The 19,441-nt window shown below is 48.5% G+C and carries 14 protein-coding genes; 8 read left to right on the top strand and 6 right to left on the bottom strand.

The annotated features are described in order from the left end of the window. Positions 1-419 precede the first annotated feature (419 nt). From KKE17_05110 to KKE17_05080, 7 genes are all read left to right on the top strand, one after another. On the top strand, positions 420-587 hold the full coding sequence (locus KKE17_05110; protein MBU1709368.1) for a Trm112 family protein: 168 nt from the start codon (positions 420-422) through the stop codon (positions 585-587). A gap of 19 nt (positions 588-606) precedes the next feature. Then, entirely contained in the window at positions 607-1,404 is a 798-nt protein-coding gene (locus tag KKE17_05105; GenBank protein MBU1709367.1) for a sugar phosphate isomerase/epimerase, read from the top strand. A 184-nt stretch (positions 1,405-1,588) separates the two neighbouring features. Further along, positions 1,589-5,134 carry a DNA polymerase III subunit alpha gene (gene dnaE, locus KKE17_05100; GenBank protein MBU1709366.1) on the top strand — a complete coding sequence of 1,182 codons (3,546 nt, stop codon included), beginning with the start codon at positions 1,589-1,591 and terminating at the stop codon, positions 5,132-5,134. A 287-nt stretch (positions 5,135-5,421) separates the two neighbouring features. After that, complete coding sequence (locus KKE17_05095) at positions 5,422-7,602, top strand: adenylate/guanylate cyclase domain-containing protein (GenBank protein MBU1709365.1); 2,181 nt, start codon at positions 5,422-5,424, stop codon at positions 7,600-7,602. An 89-nt stretch (positions 7,603-7,691) separates the two neighbouring features. Further along, a complete protein-coding gene (locus tag KKE17_05090; GenBank protein ID MBU1709364.1) occupies positions 7,692-8,177 on the top strand; it encodes a hypothetical protein in 486 nt (161 codons plus the stop codon). Further along, positions 8,174-9,049: a M48 family metalloprotease gene (locus tag KKE17_05085; protein MBU1709363.1), complete on the top strand. Its 876-nt coding sequence runs from the start codon at positions 8,174-8,176 to the stop codon at positions 9,047-9,049. The genes KKE17_05090 and KKE17_05085 overlap by 4 nt, the downstream gene beginning before the upstream one ends. Then, positions 9,033-10,331, top strand: coding sequence for an outer membrane protein transport protein (locus KKE17_05080; protein ID MBU1709362.1), 1,299 nt, complete (start codon positions 9,033-9,035; stop codon positions 10,329-10,331). The genes KKE17_05085 and KKE17_05080 overlap by 17 nt, the downstream gene beginning before the upstream one ends. A gap of 178 nt (positions 10,332-10,509) precedes the next feature. Here the strand turns inward: KKE17_05080 and KKE17_05075 are convergent, their stop codons facing one another. From KKE17_05075 to KKE17_05065, 3 genes are all read right to left on the bottom strand, one after another. Continuing rightward, entirely contained in the window at positions 10,510-13,122 is a 2,613-nt protein-coding gene (locus KKE17_05075) for a GHKL domain-containing protein (protein ID MBU1709361.1), read from the bottom strand. Positions 13,123-13,168: 46 nt separating this feature from the next. Next, positions 13,169-14,809, bottom strand: a complete 1,641-nt coding sequence (locus KKE17_05070; GenBank protein MBU1709360.1) for a response regulator — start codon at positions 14,807-14,809, stop codon at positions 13,169-13,171. Positions 14,810-15,018: 209 nt separating this feature from the next. Continuing rightward, positions 15,019-15,795 (bottom strand): YkgJ family cysteine cluster protein, encoded by a 777-nt coding sequence (locus KKE17_05065; GenBank protein ID MBU1709359.1) that lies wholly within the window; start codon positions 15,793-15,795, stop codon positions 15,019-15,021. Positions 15,796-16,061: 266 nt separating this feature from the next. On the opposite strand from KKE17_05065, the gene KKE17_05060 reads away from it, so the two are divergent. Continuing rightward, the gene (locus KKE17_05060) at positions 16,062-16,919 is read left to right on the top strand and encodes an HDOD domain-containing protein (GenBank protein MBU1709358.1); all 858 of its coding nucleotides are present in this window, start codon (positions 16,062-16,064) and stop codon (positions 16,917-16,919) included. Between the two features lie 193 nt (positions 16,920-17,112). On the opposite strand, the gene KKE17_05055 is transcribed toward KKE17_05060, so the two are convergent. The 3 genes from KKE17_05055 to KKE17_05045 form a co-directional block, all read right to left on the bottom strand. Then, the gene (locus KKE17_05055; GenBank protein MBU1709357.1) at positions 17,113-18,435 is read right to left on the bottom strand and encodes a response regulator; all 1,323 of its coding nucleotides are present in this window, start codon (positions 18,433-18,435) and stop codon (positions 17,113-17,115) included. Between the two features lie 37 nt (positions 18,436-18,472). Then, positions 18,473-19,285, bottom strand: a complete 813-nt coding sequence (locus tag KKE17_05050) for a response regulator (GenBank protein MBU1709356.1) — start codon at positions 19,283-19,285, stop codon at positions 18,473-18,475. 1 nt (position 19,286) lies between these two features. Beyond that, a partial coding sequence (locus KKE17_05045) for a peptidylprolyl isomerase (protein ID MBU1709355.1) occupies positions 19,287-19,441 on the bottom strand: 155 nt, incomplete at its 5' end.

The raw sequence follows: 19,441 nt of genomic DNA, 5'->3' as shown, positions 1-19,441 counted from the left end.
GGTTCCTGAACCACCCGCAAGGATTATTCCCTTCATGGTCTTCCCTGTATTTCGATTATGCTTTTATCGTCTGATTAATTGTCCGTCCAACATACTCCCAGAACCGGAAAGTCGCAAGACAGGAGTGCATGAAAAAAGCGGCCGATTACGCCGCATTTCAACATTGATTTGTGTGGTGCGGCATAGCATCTTGTATCCCACACCCAACGTCCTAACAAATTGAAACACAATCAACCTTTTGTCAATCTTCATTTAAGTGCCGGACTTCTAACCTATATTCGAGTTTTTGAAAATCACCAGTCTTAGTTCTTGCAATTACACCCATAGCAATTTATCATTTACGCTTTACAAATCCACACCCCCCTGCAACAACACAACTCATGTAACATTCTAATATTACAAGATAAACGGAGACTAAGATGATCAGCAAGGAATTACTCGATATCCTCGCCTGCCCCAAGTGCAAAGGCGAAGTCAAATTGACCGAAAAGGGTGACGGACTCACCTGTGATCAGTGCAAACTCCTGTATGAAATTAAAGAGGATATCCCCATTATGCTCATTGATGATGCAAAAAAAATTGATTAACCCGAATCCATTACAGAGCATGTCAGCCTATTCTCACATAACATCGAAATGTTTCGTCAATGCCCCATACGCCCAACTTGAAACCGGGTTACTAGAACTTATCCTTGGTAACCGGCTGCAACCGGAAATCGGCCTTGAGGGAGACGTCCTGTATACCCGCACCCTTGCCGATTTCACCCAAACCGCGCAGATCCTCAAAGACAACAGCCTTTCATGTACACTGCATGCGCCTTTTCTGGACCTTGCGCCCGGCGCTACTGATAAGTTCATCCGGACCGCCACCCGGGAGAAACTCAGGAAAGCCTTTGAACTTATCCCGATCTTTCAACCGAAATCCATTGTCTGTCATCTGGGATACGAGCACGATAAGCACCACTTCAAAGAGGACGAATGGTTCGGCCTGGCCCTGGAAACCTGGCAGGAGTTGGTGGATCATGCCGCAAATCACCAGACGCCGGTGATGCTTGAAAACACCTTTGAAAAAACGCCGGCGCAACACAGAAAAATTTTTGAAGCCCTTGATTCGCCCTATGCCCGATTCTGTCTTGATGTGGGGCATGTCATGTCCTTTGCAAAAAATACCTGGCAGGACTGGCTTCCCGAACTTGCCCCCTGGCTCGGGCAGCTGCATCTCCATGATAATGACGGTATTTCCGACAGACATCTGGGCATCGGCAAAGGGGTGTTCGACTTCAAGGGACTTTTTGTCTTTATTCAGGAGAATAATCTCTTGCCGATCATAACCCTTGAACCCCATGAAGAAGCCGGTCTATGGGAAAGCCTCGAGGCCCTTGAGCGGATGGAATTTTTCACATAGCACGTAAATCCGTGAGGAGTGAAAGATAGTGCTGAGTACTGAGTGATGAGTGGGGGGGTACTGCATTTTTTTGAGAAAATTCACACCTCACTCCTCACCCCTCACCCCTCACCCATAACAATATCCTTGAATTAATCAGGGATTATACTTGTAGCCACAAATCAAGCAAAACCAGGAATTATCAATGACTGAACAGAACAAATCCGACTTTATCCATCTCCATGTCCACACCCAGTACAGTCTGCTTGACGGTGCAATCCGCTTCGGCGATCTCATGGCAAAATGCAAGGAATACGGCATGGACACCGTGACCCTCACCGATCACGGCGCAATGTTCGGAGCCCTTGAGTTTTATGTCAAGGCCAAAAAAGAAGGACTTAAACCGATCATTGGCTGCGAATTCTATATCGCCCCTAAAAACCGCTTTGACCGCAATGCGAAGAATTCCGGCACCGCAGCGTATCATATCGTGCTTCTGGCAATGAACAAAACCGGGTATCAGAATCTCATGAAGCTTGCCAGTCTCGCCCAGCTTGAGGGATTTTATTATAAACCGCGGATAGATAAGGAAATCCTCGAAAAATACAGCGACGGCCTTATCGCGCTCACCGCCTGCCTGCATGGTGAAGTCGCCTATCTGCTTGCCAAGGAAAATGATATGGCTGCAGCAAAAGAAGCAGCCATAAGCCTCAAAAATATCTTCGGCGACCGGCTCTATCTCGAGTTGCAGGAAAACGGCATTCCCGAACAGAAAATCGCCAACCAGGGCCTCAAGACATTATCCCAAGAGCTCGACATCAAACTCGTTGCCACCAATGACTGTCATTATCTCAATCGCCAGGAATCCCATGCCCACGAGGTGCTGCTCTGCATCCAGACCGGCAAAACAATTCATGATGCCAACCGGTTCCGTTTCTCAACCGATGAACTCTACTTCAAGTCGCCCGATGAGATGAAACGCGCCTTTGCTGAAAATCCCGAGGCAATCGCCACCACTATTGAAATTGCTGATCGCTGTAACATCGAGCTTGAATTCGGCGACCACCATTTCCCTAAATTTCCGCTGCCGGAAGGAGAAACCCTTGACTCCATGTTCGACCGGCAATCCAGAGAAGGCCTGGAAGAACGTATTATTGAAATCCGTGAAAAACAGGGGTTGAGCCCTGAACAGGAAAAGGTCTACAGCGAACGGCTGGATATGGAAATCAAAGTCATCAAGACCATGGGTTTCCCGGGATATTTTCTGATTGTTTCCGACTTTATCAACTGGTCCAAGGATAATAAAATCCCGGTGGGACCCGGGCGTGGTTCCGGCGCAGGCAGCCTGGTTGCCTACAGCATGGGGATCACCGACATCGACCCCATCGAGTACGGCCTGATATTCGAACGTTTCCTGAATATCGAACGAAAGAGCATGCCGGATTTTGATATCGATTTCTGCATGGAGCGGCGCGGGGAGGTGCTTGAATATGTTCAGCGAAAATATGGCGGCGCCGACCATGTCGCCCAGATTATCACTTACGGCTCCATGAAAGCCCGCGGCGTAATCCGTGATGTCGGCCGCGCCCTGGGCATTCCCTATGTCGATGTCGACCGCATTGCAAAACTGATCCCGGACCAGTTGAAAATCACCATCAAAGAAGCCATTGAGCAGGAACCGCGCCTGAAAGACGCCCAGAAACACGATCCCCAGATGGGCGAACTGCTCTCCGTTGCCATGGTTCTTGAAGGTCTGCCACGTCACACCTCAACCCATGCAGCCGGCGTGGTCATTTCCCCTGAGCCCATGGTGGAGTATCTGCCGCTCTGTAAGGGGCCAAAGGGCGAAATCCTCACCCAGTACGACATGAAATACACCGAGATGACCGGGCTGATCAAATTCGACTTTCTGGGACTCAAAACCCTTACGGTGATCGACCGCGCCCTGAAACTCATCCAGTCCGATATCAAGCGGGAGCTGGACATCAGTAAAATCCCGATGAATGATGCCAAGACTTTCGACCTGCTCTGCAAGGGTGATGCCCTGGGGGTGTTCCAGCTTGAAAGTGCCGGGATGCGGGCGCTGCTGATGAATATGAAGCCCGAGCTGTTTACCGACCTCATCGCCCTGGTGGCGTTGTACCGTCCCGGCCCCCTGGAAAGCGGCATGGTGGATCAATTCGTCAATACCAAACACGGCAAGCAGGTGGCGGTCTACCCGCTGCCGCAACTGGAATCCATCCTCAAAGAAACCTACGGGGTCATAGTCTACCAGGAACAGGTAATGAAGATTGCCAATGTTCTTGCAAGTTATACCCTGGGCGATGCGGATATGCTGCGCCGCGCCATGGGCAAGAAAATCCCCGAGGTGATGAATGCGGAAAAAGGCAAGTTCATGGCCGGGGCGGAAAAAAATAAAATCCCCAAGGACAAGGCGGAGTCTATCTTTGACCTGATGGCAAAATTCGCCGGGTACGGATTCAATAAATCCCACAGCGCCGCATACGCGCTGATCGCCTACCAGACCGCTTATCTTAAGGCCCATTATCCGGCGCAGTTCATGGCGGCACTCCTGTCCTGCGACATGAACAACACCGACAAGGTTGTGGTGTATATCAGTGAATGCAAGGATCACGATATTGAGGTGCTGCCCCCGGATATCAACGAGTCGGATCAGGATTTCACCGTTATCAACGATCGGGTCAGGTTCGGACTCGCAGCGGTGAAGAACGTCGGCGGTGCCGCCCTTGATTCGATCATCGAAGAAAGAAAAAAAGACGGCCCGTTTCGATCATTGGAAGAATTCTGTTCCCGGGTGGATTCAAGAAGGGTCAACCGGCGGGTCATCGAAAGCCTGATCAAGGCCGGCGCCTTTGACTCACTGTATATCAAGCGCTCACAGCTCTACGCTATCCTCGACCAGGCCCTGGACCAGGCCCAGGCAGCCCAGCGGGACAAGCTGAGCGGTCAGAAATCTCTTTTCGGGCTTCTTCCTGCGGATGGAATTGCCAAAACCGCCAGTATCAATCTGCCGGATATTCCTGAATGGTCCGACCGGGATAAACTCAATTTTGAAAAGGAAACCGTGGGTTTTTATATTACCGGCCATCCTCTGGACAATTACCGCAACGAGATCAAGCAGGTTGCCGACAGCGACATCCCGGGGCTGGCCAACCTGCATGATAACACGCCGGTGCGGGTGGGCGGCTTGATCAAGACCGTCAAAGACCACAAGAGCAAGAAGGGCGACGCCATGGCCTTTATCACCCTTGAAGACACCATGGGTACCCTTGAGGTTGTGGTTTTCCCGGAAACCTATGCGCAGTGCGCCCATCTGCTGAGCAGCACTGAACCGGTCATTGTCCAGGGTACTCTCAAAGATGATGAAAGGGGCCTGAAAATCATTGCCGACAGCATCGATCTGCTTCCCGAAGCACGGGTCAAATACACCGCAAATATCCGCCTGCTCCTGCAAACCGACAAAATAAGTCGCCGGAAACTTGAGGAGATCAAGAAGATTATCCTGCATAATCACGGCCCCTGTCCTTTTTCCCTGACCCTGCATTTTGCCGACCGCGGTGAAGTCGACATCGAAATGCCAGGTGATTTTACAGTGAGGCCCTGCACAGAATTTGCCACCGGGATGAAAAAACTCCTGGGCTATAACGCCATCCATTATGATAAGAAACCCGCTGAAATAAAACCGAGAAACGGCCGCAACGGCAATTACAGAAAACAGGCTGGTGTCTGATTTTTTTTTGTAATTCATAAGAATTATCAACCGATTAGTAAACTCCTTCCTGGACATGTGCTACGGCTTTTTCCGAACTTCTTCGCTGGTCGACGAAATCCCGCTTCCTGCGGGTTCGTCGATGCGTGACCTCATGTCACGCACCCTTCAGGCCTGATCGCTTCGAAATTCGGGCCGGGCGCAAGTTGCCGGAAGGAGTTCACAAATCGGCAAGGATTTTGGGGACTCAAACTGACTATCGCCTGAGATTCGATGGCAATCAAGAACATTCATGATATACTCCTTGCATGGGTTTCAGCAAATCATCAAAAAACGTCCTCTGGCAGGTGATAATCGTCGCCGCCGTCTTCCTGATTACCTCCGGACTTTATTATTCCCAGGCCTTTGAAAGATTCGAGTGGATTACCCAGGACCAACGCCAACGGCTGTTCCGCGCTGACAAAAAACTTCCCTCAGAAATTGCCGTCATCCTCATTGACGAGGCATCGCTTAAACAGTGGAATGCCGAGTTAGGCCGCTGGCCATGGCCCAGATCGGTCTATGCCGATCTTCTGGATTTCTTGAGCATGGGCGAGCCCAAGGCCGTGGTCTTTGATATCATTCTCACTGAAAACCAGGCGGATCTCTGTACCGATGAAGTCATAAACATCCATGACCAGCGACTGATCGATGACACCACGCAGTTCAATTTTTCATACAACGCGGTACAAATCCTCAAAGATGTTGAAGACGAAAGAAACAAGGATCTCCTCTTCCGCTCCCTTAACCCTGAATTCAGGGCAAAACATGCCATCACCAATGCCCGGGGCCGGGGATTCAAGACCGGCGTCCACAATAATTTCCTCACGCCGTTTGCCGGCCTGGATCTGGCCAGCAAAGGTATAGGCGCCGTGGATATTGATCCTGACGGCGATGGCATTTACCGCCGAGCGAAACTGTTCCGTGAATACCTGGGCGACCTCTACCCATCCTTACCCGTATCACCTTTGTTGGAAACGCTGAATACAAAGGATATCCAGATTGCTGACAACCTGCTTAAAATTGATGGGAAATCTATCCCCGTGGACCAAGAGGAGGACTATCTCTTTAATCTCTACGGCGGCATCAACCCTTTTTCCATTGGCGGCATCCTCGAAGCCCGCAAACAAATCAAACTGGGTGAAGTGGATAACCTGATTGTCTACCCCGATGAGTTTGCCGGAAAAATCGTCTTTGTCGGCGCCAGCGCCGTTGGCCTCCTGGATGAAAAACCAACCGCCCTGTCCCCTAAAGCTCCCGGTGTCTATATCCATGCCTCCATTGCCGGCAATATCCTGAATAACGATTTTTTGGTTCTGGTCAAACCTGCTGTGACCCTGGGGCTGATTTTCTGTTTTTCTCTGCTGTCCATGGCCTCCATCTTCTATTTCCAGCGTTTCACCCTGCAGCTTCTCTCCCCCATTTACCTGGCTGCAGGTTATGTGGGCTGGGCGCTTTTCCAATATAAATATAATATTGTCTATGATATCACCGCCCCCGTTGCCGCCATCATCATCTCCTGGCTCACAGCCTTTGCCTATTTGAGTTTTACCGAAGGCAAGGCGAAACGACAGGTAAGAAACATTTTTTCCCAATATGTCTCCCCGGAGATTCTCAACGAACTTACCGAAAATTCCGAGGATATCCTGGGCAGCGTCATCAGCCGCAAGGAACACATCACCATATTATTTTCGGATGTAAGAAGTTTTACAAGCATCTCTGAAGAGCTTGAAGCGGAACAGGTTGTCGATCTCCTGAATTGCCATTTCGAGGCCATGACCGATGTCATTTTCAATTATAAGGGAACCCTGGATAAATTCATCGGTGATGCGATTATGGCCTTCTGGGGTGCGCCCATCAAGGTTAAAGACCATGCCACCCAGTCCGTTCTGGCTGCAATAGAAATGATCCGCAGGCTTGAAGATGTAAACAGAAAACTCAGGGAAAAAGGCTACCCAAAAATCACCATCGGCATCGGAGTCAATACCGGTGAGGTTGTTCTCGGTAATATCGGCAGCGAGAAAAAACTCGACTACACGGTTATCGGCGATGCGGTAAACATTGCTTCACGCCTCGAAGGACTCACCAAGCAATACGGCTTCCCGGTGATTATTTCGGAATACACCTTTAACGAGCTGGACAAAACAATTCCCTGCATGATTGTCGACCAGGTCCGGGTCAAAGGCAAAACAAAACCGGTAAAACTCTTCACACCGCTGGCAATGCCGGATGATTCGGAAACGGAACTTGATTGTGCAAGACACCAGGCGGAACTGGCTTCCAGAGGTTTCAAACTCTATCAGGATCAAAAATGGGATGAGGCGATAGAAGTGTTCAGCACTCTTAGCAATAATGATTTATCAAAAGTTTATATTGATAGATGCGCCGTTTATAAAGCAAACCCGCCGGATATTCCATGGGACGGGGTGTTTACGATGAAGACAAAGTGAGCAACCTTTTTCATTGTATTTCTGCAGCACTTTTATAGTAGAATCAACCAGGTAAAAGATTTTATTGTTCGCAAAACAAAAGGACCACCATGAAAAAAATTATCCTTATATTGTCCCTGGTTTTTCCTGTTCTCCCGGGTCTCCTTCATGCAGCAGATACCCTGTATGTCCAGAGTGTCTCTGCGAAACTGATGGATGCACCGAAATTCAATGCCAAGGTAGTCGCCAGGTTTGAACAGGGGCAGGAACTTTCAGTCAAAGAACAAAAAGGCAGCTGGTATATGGTTGAAGCAGATAAACAACAGGGATGGATCTCCAGACTGCTGGTTTCCCTTGCGCCGCCAATGGAAAAAATAAGCCTTATTACCACATCTGACACGGATGTCAGCAAAAACGCCAGACGCCGGGCTTCTACCGTTGCCACCGCAGGCGCCGCCAGAGGTCTTGCCGCTGACGACCGCAGGCGGGCAAACCAGGCGCTGCAATCAAATTTTGCCTCACTGGCGTTTGTTGAAGGCATAACCGTTTCCCCTCAGGAATTGAACGAATTCATCCAGAACGGAGTTGGCGAATGAAACATACGGCATTCAATCCCAGGTTTTCCTTCTTTATGATTCTTGGCCTTTTTCTCATCACTATCATTCCTGTGTTGTCCGGAAATCTTTTTGAAGCCGATGCCCGCCCGCTGGATTATCGGGCAAGACTGTCTGCAAAGGACGCTGCCGCGGATAATTCCATTGAAGACGTCCGGGCGGAAATTAATTTCGGCCGCGAAGTTGCCGCGAGAATCCTTGGCCGCTTCAAATTGAACAGGGACGACATTCTCACCAGATATGTCAACCTGGTTGGCCACTCACTTCTGAGACACACCAACAGACCGGAACTCGACTTTCATTTCGCGGTGCTGGACAGCGACACGATCAACGCCTATACCGCGCCGGGCGGTTATATTTTTATTACACTGGGAGCGTTAACGCTTATGGAGGATGAGGCCGAGCTTGCCGGAGTCCTGGCCCATGAAATCGCCCATGCAACCGAAAAACATATCGTCAGGGAATTAAACATCAAAGGCTCGGAACAATCAGCCGCCGCAGGACTTGCCCATCTTCTGGGCGGCGCCGGCGACCCCACCAAAATGGCCTTTGTGCAGGCGGTGGACATGGCAATGGACCTGCTTTTTACCAAAGGCCTTAACAAACAAGACGAATTCGTTTCCGATGAGATCGGCACTTTTCTGCTTGCAACTGCGGGTTATGATCCTTCCGCGTTACAGCGTTATCTGCTGAAAGTGAAGAAATCCCGTGAGGATAAATTACAGGTTCTTTACAGCACCCATCCGGCCTTTGAAGAACGCCTCGCTGCCCTCGCCCTTGCAATCAGTGAAAATGGCTTGAATAATTTACAACTTCCAACCCTTAAGGAGAGATTTAATGCCACGCTCAGATAATGATGTCCTTTCCCGTAAAATGAACCAAACATGCGGCAGGAAAGTTTATACAATCATTTTGGTCTGTTTACTGACCTTTCCACTCATATCGGGAACCGGTTTTGCTGATGAGGACCATTACAATAATCTCCTTATCGGCGACCGGGCAACGGGCCTGGGCGGCGCATACACCGCAATATCAGACGACCCATCCGGACTGTATTACAACCCTGCCGGAATCGTCTATGCGACCACCAGAAATCTCACCGCCAGCGTCAACGCCTTCAACCAGCAATATAAAACTTACAAAAACGCCCTGGCCGGAGGTGGGGATTTTAAACGGAACAGCACCACGCTCCTGCCGAATTTTCTGGGTGTGGTCCAACCGCTGGGTAAAGGGATGATAGGGTTTTCAATCGCCGTGCCTGATTCGATTAATGAAGATCAGGACCAGACTTTTTCAAATCTGCCGTCTTCAAACGGCACGATCACCGCCTATAATTTCAACCTCAACCACAGCGACAGCACCATCGAATTCGGCCCGTCCTATGCCATGGAAATCAACAAATCACTGTCAGTGGGAATGACCCTTTATTTTCATTATCGTGAGAAAGAACTGATCCAGAATAATTTCATCGAGTATGCCAATGGCGACTACCTCTGGGCCAACTCCTATTACCAGACCACGGAATACGGCATGCAACCGCTCCTGGGAATCATGTGGAGTCCGGTTGACAAACTCGCCCTGGGTTTGCGGGTCGGCCAGGTCTTTGTCTATGATTCCTACACCAGATCCCAGTATGCCCAGAGATCGGAAATCACCGCTACCGCCACCGATTCAATAACCATGCCCGCACCTTCCACCCACACCGAGAACCGGGAACAACCCACCAGTTTCAAACTGGGCGCGGCCTGGTTCCTTTCGGAAACCATGCTGCTTTCCGGTGATTTCTCGTATTATACCGCCGTGGATGACGTAAATTTCGGCGACCGGGAGGCCACCTGGAATATCGCCATGGGCATGGAAAAATTCTTCTCGGAAAAAACCGCCCTGCGCCTCGGTATCTTTACCAATAACGCCAACACCAAGGACATCGAGGCAGGGAAAAGCGGACAGGGCGAAAACATTGATTTTTATGGGTTCAGCGTCAGTTTAAGTAAATTCACCAGAAACACTTCGATCAGCGGCGGTTTCAGTTATTCCACCGGCAGCGGCGACGCCCAGCTGTTCAGTAACACGAGCATTCAGGATGTGGAGTCCTATTCCTATACGCTGTATCTCTCCACTTCCTACAGTTTCTAAACGGTTCAAAGCATTAGTTAGAGTCTGTCCATAAATGAGGATTTTCGAAGTCTACGCTTATCTCTTGAAGTTCAAGGACCGCGAAAAAAATAAGCACAGACATATAGTTGATATTTCGAGCATTATTTTTTTGAGTATGACGCGGAAATTCTAGCAAAAGACCTTTTATGGACAGGCACTAGCCAATCGGCAGAATAACGGTAAACGTCGAGCCGCGGCCGACCTCACTGTCCACGGTTATTTCACCGCCGTGTTTCTTGATGATGTCGTAACAGATGGAAAGCCCAAGTCCCGTGCCTTTGCCCACATCCTTGGTGGTAAAAAAAGGCTCGAACAATCGACTCAGATGTTTTTCGGCAATCCCTGCGCCGGTATCTGAAATTGCTATTCTTACAGAATGTTTTTCCCCCCATGAGCGAATAGTAATTACGCCCTGATCTTCAATGGCCTGAGCGGCATTGACCAGGAGGTTCATGAACACCTGATTCAATTGCTGCGGGAAACATTTCACCCGGGGGATATCGCCATAGTTTTTCTCAACCGTGGCCTTGTACTTCAGCTCATTCCATACCACATTGATGGTTGATTCCAGGCATTCGTTGATGTCCGCTTCGGATTCCACGGCCTGATCCACCCGGGAAAAGGTTTTCAATCCCTGAACAATGGTTTTGACCCGGTCCGCGCCTTCAAGGGATTCGGCAACAAGATCCTTAAGGTCTTCAAGAATAAAATCGATTTTGAGTTTCTTCCGAGCAGTCTTTGATTCTTCAATGGCTTCAAGATCCCTTAATTTTTCAATGATCTGAGCCTGGGTTTCAATAAACTCGGTTACCTTCCCGGTGTATTTGCCAAGGGAGGTCAGATTGCTTGAAATAAATCCCATGGGGTTGTTGATCTCATGGGCCACACCGGCGGCCAACTGTCCCACAGAGGCCATTTTTTCGGTTTGCAACATCTGGGCCTGGGCTGATTTCAACTGTTCAAATGCGTCATGAAGTTCTGAATTCTTTGCCTCAAGAATATGCATCATATTATTGAACTCTTCGCCGATCTGATAAATAGGGTCTTCCGTGGCTTTTTTATACACTTGACAATTGATGCAGTTGTCCAGTTTGCTGGCAAATTCCCCCTGCACTTCCCCTCGGCAGAATGTACCGGCAATCTGCCAGCATCGTGGAGCATCTCCGCCATAACATGGGCAATCCTCCTTGTTGCAATTCTTAATTTCGGAACAGGAAGAAAGATTTGGATTTTCAAAACGAAAGCCAAAATCCTTCCCTGCGGCAACCTTCTGAATAATACCTGATAATTTATCAAGGGCTGTTTGCAGTTTCTGGCGATTTTCGTTGATTTCCGTGTTCCTGAGTTCAAGGGCGCTTGACACCTTCTTCAACTGGGTAATCTCACTGATCGTAACTACGGTGCCGCCCGTGTTATCTGTTGAGGCCAGCGAATCGGTAAAGGGATATGTTTTTATCACAAACCATCTTCCGGTACGGGGATCTCGCACCTCAGCAACTAAATCACCACTCAAAGATTGCCGCGCTATTCCGAAATCTCCAACGAGTTGCTGCCAGTCCTTGCCAAGAATTTCATCATATGACTTTTCAACAAAATCCTTAAAGGCTTTATTTATCCTCCTGACAACCCCATTCCCATCGGCAAGAATCACCATCTCGCCCATGCAATCCATGGTCCGCTCCCACTCCTTTTTTGCCTGTTCCACTTTTGAAAAAAGTTGTCGTAGATTCAGATGTTGATTTTCCAAAGCCTCCCGGGCTGCAACCAGACTTGCTTCAAGACGGTCGATGTATTTATAGAAAACAAGAATCAATACAATACCGAGAAACATGCCGGAAAAGAGAATGATCAACGAAAATTTAATTAATGAAGTATGCTCGCGGCTGACATCCCGTATAGCGAAAATATCCCCGACGTGCCGATTTCCCGCATCCTTAAGCGCAGTAAATCCTCCAAAATAGTTCCGGTTTTGACTCTCAATCTCAAAAAGTTGTCCCTTATGCGCATCCTGGCCTGCCTCAAGAAAACCCGCAATTGCATCGGGAACATCGTCCATGGTTTTATCCATGAGCACAGCAGTTGAATAGGAATCCCAATCGCCGATACGGCCCATCATTGGCAAGCCTTCCTGCCATTTTTCACGGTTCAGAAAAGGTTTATCAATGAAGAAAAAAAGGTCTATTCCGAGTATTTCTTTTAATTTCGGGGTGATATGCTCAATTTCCTTGCCAAGTTCCAGATACCCGGCAAGGGCGCCTTTAATATACCAGGGCCGCACCACTCTCAGGGTAAAGGTGCCAAACGGGCCAAGCTCGATTCCATAAGCCGTTTTCCCCTTGCTCACAGCCTGTTCCAAAGTAAACCTGTTGATCAGGTCACTGTGCCGCGGAGGATTATGCATCCTCAAGAAATTGACCTTGTCGGTTGTATGAAAATAGAAATGGGTAATATGGTATCTGGAGTTGATCTGCTGATAATAGGGTAAAGCCCTTTGAAGAAGCATATCTCTATCCCCAGCAACAAATGCTTCCTGCAATGACGGCTCTGTTTCAAGATTATCAAGCATGCTGTTGAGCAACGCCGCTTCCTCATCCAATATCCCTTGAAATAGGAGATCCAGCCGGTCAATCCGTTCGCGGACATCATGGATGATGCTTTGATGCTGGAGCTTATAAGCTCCGAACACCGCGCCGCAGATCAACAACAAAAAAACAATCCCCAGTGGGATCAGAAGCGGTTTTTTTATTCTTTCGACAGTATCTTCTGGCAAAGTGATCCTCCGGAACTAACTGAAATCATACCAGGATGATTTTTGATTATTTCTCTTCAACAGGCAGCTTCACGGTAAAAGTAGTGCCCTTGCCCACTTCGCTTTTCACAAGTATTTCCCCGTGATGCTTTTTGATAATATCATCGGCGATACTCATCCCGAGGCCGGTGCCTTTTCCCGCAGGCTTGGTGGTAAAAAAAGGCTCGAACAGCTTCTGCAGATTTTCCTCAGGAATGCCGCAGCCGGTGTCGCTGATGGTGATCAGGATATTTTTCTCATCATGTACGGTTTTGATGGATATAACCCCTTTGTCTTTAATGGCGTGGGCGGCGTTTGTCAGGAGGTTCATAAAGACCTGATTCAATTGCTGGGGATAACAATTAATACGAGGCAGATCGCCGTAATCTTTTTCAACGGTGCAATTATATTTCAGTTCGTTCCAGACGATATTGAGCGTCGTTTCAATACATTCATTGATATCGGCGGCGTGCATTTCATCTTCATCCATTCTGGAAAAACTTTTAAGATTCTGGACAATTTTTTTGACCCGTTCTGCGCCGTCCAGCGATTCAGCGATCAAGTCGCCGATATCGTCCACGACAAAATCAATTTTAAGCTTTTTCCTGAGCTGCTTTAATTCTTTTATAACACTCTCATCAATTCCGCCCTTTAATGCTGCTTCCTGGGCATCCATATATTCTTTGCATTTGCCGACATATTTCCCCAGGGAGGTGAGGTTGCTGGCGATAAAACCCATGGGGTTGTTGATCTCATGGGCAACGCCTGCGGCAAGCTGGCCGATGGAGGCCATTTTTTCCTGCTGAATGACCCGGGTCTGGCTCTTTTTCAATTCATCATAGGCATTCAACAACTCAATATGGGCCTCCTCATGGAGCAGCTTTTCATTGACCAGCGATTCTTCAAGCGCCTTTCTTTCCGTGACATCCCTGGTTACATGCACTACCTGTATCACTTTGCCATTTGAATCGAATATGGGGGAGGTGGAAACCTCCACAAACTTTTTTTCACCTGCGCCGTTAAAATGTACATGCTCGACCATACTGTGACTGCCATTCGCAACGGTTTCATGAAGGGGACATATATCATCAGGCTCCTTGCAAGGCTCGTCACTGCCATGAGTCACTTTATAACAATGCCTGCCAACCACCTTTTTTTCGGGTAATCCTGCTTCTTCAAGAAAAGCTTCATTGACACTTATAAGCCTGAAATCTTCGGCATCAATAATCGCAATCGAGGCATTGATACTGTTTAAAATGATTCTGGGTAATTCATTGAGTTGCCTGATTTCCTGCCGCATCTTTTTTCTTTCAATGATTTCTTCCAGCCGGTGGGCGACATCATCAATAATCAGGGGTTTGATAAAATAACCGCAGGCCCCTTCCTTGATGGCGGCAGTGGCATTCTCAATGGCCAGATCGCCGGTAATAATCACACATTCCAGGTCCGGCTGCTTTGCCTTCAATTGACGGAGAAGATCAATCCCAAGCATGTCGGGAAGATGGATGTCAATCATTGCAACATCGAACTCCCGTGCCTCGGCAGTCTCAATTGCCTCTTTGCCGCTGGCAGCCGTTACAACTTCATATTCCTTGAATGTAAAAATTTCCTTGAGAACGATTCGAATTCCTATGTCGTCATCGATGACCAGTAACCGGTTCTGAGCCATATGGCCTCCTTTGATCTTCAGAATACATAAACCAGTGTTTAACAAACGGACCAGGGCTGTCAAACAATCTTTTATAGATAGACGTAATTATTGGAAAAAGCCATAAGGCATTTAGGATTATTCGGGTTTTTGAAAATCATCCGCGAACAACTGCACAAAAAAACAATAATAAAAGCGCGCATGAATGGGATGGGCTTGAGGAATGAAACTTATCTGGGAATCAATGTTGGTTGTTTAGCGAGAATCAATTTGAGCCAGTCGAACCCGAAACGCAATAATGCTTCGTCATCGGTTTCAATAAGGCGTCGCCTTGATTTATCCAGGCGGAATCTTTTCAGGAGATCGTGATCATTGACATACTGGCGGAACCTGTCGATATTATAACAGACCATAAATGCCATGAGCTGCTTGGGTCCGGCTGCTCCCTCCCCGGCCCAGGGATTTGTTGAAAACAGGGTGTCCATCTCCGCCCAGAGATCATCCATGACATTGTAATATTGCAATTTCTGATCACGGATCCACTCTTTCACCGACCACTGGGTTTCCTGCTCGTGACCTTTACAATACTCATGATTGGTTAAAAAAAAGAATTCTTCAGGTCTGCCGTCCGAAGGAGTGCGGTCCACAGCCCGCTCCAGAGGATAGGTCCGGCAGGCGGAAGGACGGTCTTCGTAAACCGTGCAACCGCTTTTATCCAGAAATGGACAGGTCCTTTCCAGAGTATCGCTCATCTGCAGCATCAATGCCGGGAAAAAAGGATTCGCACCCTGGACAACCCCGGTATAACGGTTGAGAAAATCTTCCGAGCTGATCTGTAACCTGTTTTTCAGACGGATAATATCATAGGGATAGAGATAGAGATCGAGCTTCCGGCAGCAGGCGGTGAAACAGGGGACATCCGGGTTGCAGGCAAATTGGAAGGTATTTTTTCCAAGGGGGACCATGCCTTGTGGAAAATTCTTCTCTGCTTTTTCCTGTTGAGCCATCGTCAAATAACCTCCGAAAATCAGTACTGAAAGACACGTTTCCTGAAACGCAGGGATCGTACCATCAGCCTTTTAAAAGGTCAAGCGCCGCTCTTGAAATTAGTCATAAACAATTTGATTAATAATAATTATCATAAAAAATATTTCGTAATTTAACCGCCTTCATGTCATATTCAAATAATTCCATCGGCCAAAAACATCCTGCCGTCAGCTACGAATTCTGAACCGGAGGCAGGTCTAACCCGAGATAACGTCATTTAATCTTCATGCAACTTGCTAAATTAATAGAATCAACCAAAGATCTTCCCACTCTGCCGGCAGTTGCGACCCAGATAAACGAAGAGACCAAAAAGAAATCGCTCACCGCACATTCCCTGGGGAAAATAATCGCCCAGGACCCATCCCTCACCTCGAAACTGCTGAGACTCGCAAATTCCGCCTATTACGGCCTGGCACGTCAGGTTGAAACCCCACAGCGGGCAATCACCGTACTGGGATTAAATACCATCCAGAGCCTGGCGCTCTCTGTTTCTGTTTTCAAATTATTCTCCAGTGACTCGGAAAAAGTCATTGATTTACAGGGTCTCTGGTGTCACAGCCTGGGTGTTGCAGTGTCTTCAAAAGCGATTACGATGATCACCCAACCGGAACTGGCCGAAAAAGCCTTTGTCGGCGGCATTCTCCATGACATAGGAAAAATAATCATCGCCCATAAAATTCCTGATGCCATGAGAGAGATCCTCAAACTGATGAAAGACTCGGACATCAATCAGGCGGATGCGGAGAGTAAGGTGCTTGGCTATTCCCATCCGCGTGTCGGCGCCATGCTGGCCGAGTCCTGGAATTTCCCGGAGGATTACGTCAATGCAGTACGCAAACATCACAAACCCTTTTTGCCAAAAGAAATCTCGGAAAAAAAAGAGGCGACTCTGATAAATTCCATTTATGTGGGCAATATGATTGCCAAGGCCGCAAAACTGGGTGTAAGCACGGATCAGAAGATGATAAAAATTGATGTGGAAATCCTGAAATACCTCGATTTATCCAATAAAAAACTCCCCGACCTCCTTAAAGAAATCAAAACCCAATACGACGGGATTACCGAATCCTGGGATCTGGGGTAAGGGCAGTGAGGAGTGAGGGGTGAGGAGTGAGGGGTGAGGAGTGAGGAGTGAGGAGTGAGGAGTGAGGAGTGAAAAATAACTCAACCTGCCAGTAACACAAGATTTATTTCTTCCGGCATCCTACCTCTGTCCTCTGTTTTCTTTCCTTGCCCCATGAAGGGCAGGCTATCCATTCATCTCCTGCCCGCGCTTCCTAAGATTCGCGTTTGACCAGAACAAAAATACCGGTTTTGGTCGGATCGACGGAATAATATCTTCTGAGAATTTCTATGCTTGCGGCATCGAGGGTCATGCCGCCTTTGAGCAGCAGGAGCCCGGTGCCGCTGGTTGCATCATTGGCAAGTATCATTCCGGGCCGCAATTCCCGTGCGGATACTTCGATTTCGACAAACTCGGACACGGCCAGGCGTTCCTTGTACACCGCCCGGACCGGCTTCCTCATCACTGAAACAACCTGTGGGTCGAATATTTTTCCGGAATGACGCTTTACTTCGTTAATTGTATGGTCAACGCCACTGTCGCCCTGGAATTTCCTGACGCTGTTGTCGACATAATCGGCTACGGCAATAATTCTTGCCCCCAGGGGTATGGCATCTTTTTTAAGCCCGTCCGGGAAACCCCTGCCGTCAAAACTTTCATGGTGATGCCGAATAATCCCGCCGATCTCGCGCAGATCTTCGATAATATCGATAGCCGCCTGGCCCCGCACAGGATGGTTGTGATATTCAACCTGCTCCTCAGAGGTCATATTCTTGACATCCTTGATAAGCATCAGATCCGGCGTGCCCACCTTGCCGATATCATGAAGAAGGGATGCGATCCGTATATTCTCGATTTCATCAGCGGATAAATTCATGTTTTCAGCCAGGGCAACCGACAGGTCCGCAACATTTTCCGCGTGACTCCTCATACTCGGATCCCGGAGTTCCAATAATTTTGAAAATGCCAGGATCGTGCTGTTAAAGTTGTTTTTCTGACGGGTATTCAACTCACGAAGTTTATCATAACTGTTCTGGAGCTCCATGGTCTGCTCCTGAACAATGATCTCAAGCTCGACGCTCCATTTTTTAAGTTCCCTGGTTTTCTGCCTGACAAGCTTGCCCAATCTCTTGTTTTCAATAACCAGCTTGTATCGACCCAGTGCCTCTTTGACTGCCAGAACAAGTTCATCGTCCTTCCAGGGCTTATTGATATAGCGCATTGCGCCACCACGGTTGATCGCGTCGATTGCGGCATTCACATCAGCGTAGCCGGTCAAGACGATTCTGATTGCCATCGGCGCAATCTTCCGGGCCTTTTCAAGAAATTCCACGCCGTTCATCTCCGGCATTCGCTGGTCGGAAACAATGAGACCGATGTCTTCGTTCTCCTTCAGAATACCAAGGCCTTCCTCTCCGGAGGTTGCGGTGAAAACCTCAATATCCTCCTCCATGAACAATCGCCTGAGCGCCTTGAGAATATTCGCCTCATCATCTACAAAAAGGACTTTCGGGGTATAGGTTTCTTTTTCACTCATTCTTGTTCTCTATTTATGATTTGATTACGAATAATCCCTATTTCTCATCCAATACCAGAACAACTCCTTCCCGGGAATCATCCACCACAAGACCAGCCCCCTTGACAACCAGTTCACGACCAGCAACCTGTATTGTTCTGCTGACCATGGTATCCGATATTGTATCAATCAGCTCAAGGAACGCCGGAGGCAGAATTTCTGTGGCATCCATTCCGGGAACAACAGCCCCTTCTCCCTGAAAAAAATAATGCGCCCGGGCGTTGCATTGGACGATCATACCCTGAGTGTCCAACCCCAGGACGCCCACCGGCAGGGCATCGAGAATCTTCTGTCCCCGCTCAAGCACCTTATTCTGGAACAACAGCTCCCCGGTTCTCTCCTCCACCAGTTCCTCAAGGTTTTCGTTAAGGCGTTTTAATTCCTCATTGTGATCGCTGAGTTCCCTGGTGAGTTCAATGTTCCTCTTCCGGAGAAAATATACCTCCACAGCCTTGGCGATGGTAACCTTCAGCTCATCATCATTCCAGGGCTTGGGGATGAATTTATAGATCTGCCCCTCGTTGATCGCCGCCACCACCGCCGCGGTATCGGCATATCCCGAAAGCACGATGCGCACTGTGTCCGGCCAGCGCTCAAAGACCTGTTTCAGGAAATCAACGCCGTTCATTCCGGGCATGCGATAATCGGAGATAATCACCTGCACTGATTCTTCCACCGCAAGGGTCTCAAGGCCCTCTTCTCCGGAGTTTGCCAGCAGCACTTCATACTCCTCATCCATGAAAAGTCTGTTGAGGGCCTTTAAGACATTTTTCTCGTCGTCCACACAGAGAATCCTGACGTTTTCGTTCATCTCACTGATCCCCTACAACCGGTATTGATATGGTAAAAACAGTTCCCTTGCCAAGCTCACTCTGGACGATAATCTCGCCGTTATGATTCTTTTTGACGATATCGTAAACAATGCTCAAACCCAGGCCGGTGCCCTTGCCCGCTTCCTTTGTGGCTC

The sequence above is a fragment of the Pseudomonadota bacterium genome, from assembly GCA_018823135.1.
In the GTDB taxonomy this organism is placed as follows: Bacteria; Desulfobacterota; Desulfobulbia; order Desulfobulbales; family CALZHT01; genus JAHJJF01.
Note: the sequence above shows the minus strand (reverse complement) of the source record. Positions and strands in the feature narration are given on the sequence as shown.

What these genes read in the sequence shown, in the direction of transcription:
- KKE17_05110 (MBU1709368.1), top strand. Translation starts at nt 420, where the DNA reads ATGATCAGCAAGGAATTACTCGATATCCTCGCCTGCCCCAAGTGCAAA.
- KKE17_05105 (MBU1709367.1), top strand. Translation starts at nt 607, where the DNA reads ATGTCAGCCTATTCTCACATAACATCGAAATGTTTCGTCAATGCCCCA.
- dnaE (MBU1709366.1), top strand. Translation starts at nt 1,589, where the DNA reads ATGACTGAACAGAACAAATCCGACTTTATCCATCTCCATGTCCACACC.
- KKE17_05095 (MBU1709365.1), top strand. Translation starts at nt 5,422, where the DNA reads ATGGGTTTCAGCAAATCATCAAAAAACGTCCTCTGGCAGGTGATAATC.
- KKE17_05090 (MBU1709364.1), top strand. Translation starts at nt 7,692, where the DNA reads ATGAAAAAAATTATCCTTATATTGTCCCTGGTTTTTCCTGTTCTCCCG.
- KKE17_05085 (MBU1709363.1), top strand. Translation starts at nt 8,174, where the DNA reads ATGAAACATACGGCATTCAATCCCAGGTTTTCCTTCTTTATGATTCTT.
- KKE17_05080 (MBU1709362.1), top strand. Translation starts at nt 9,033, where the DNA reads ATGCCACGCTCAGATAATGATGTCCTTTCCCGTAAAATGAACCAAACA.
- KKE17_05070 (MBU1709360.1), bottom strand. Translation starts at nt 14,809, where the DNA reads ATGGCTCAGAACCGGTTACTGGTCATCGATGACGACATAGGAATTCGA.
- KKE17_05065 (MBU1709359.1), bottom strand. Translation starts at nt 15,795, where the DNA reads ATGGCTCAACAGGAAAAAGCAGAGAAGAATTTTCCACAAGGCATGGTC.
- KKE17_05060 (MBU1709358.1), top strand. Translation starts at nt 16,062, where the DNA reads ATGCAACTTGCTAAATTAATAGAATCAACCAAAGATCTTCCCACTCTG.
- KKE17_05055 (MBU1709357.1), bottom strand. Translation starts at nt 18,435, where the DNA reads ATGAGTGAAAAAGAAACCTATACCCCGAAAGTCCTTTTTGTAGATGAT.
- KKE17_05050 (MBU1709356.1), bottom strand. Translation starts at nt 19,285, where the DNA reads ATGAACGAAAACGTCAGGATTCTCTGTGTGGACGACGAGAAAAATGTC.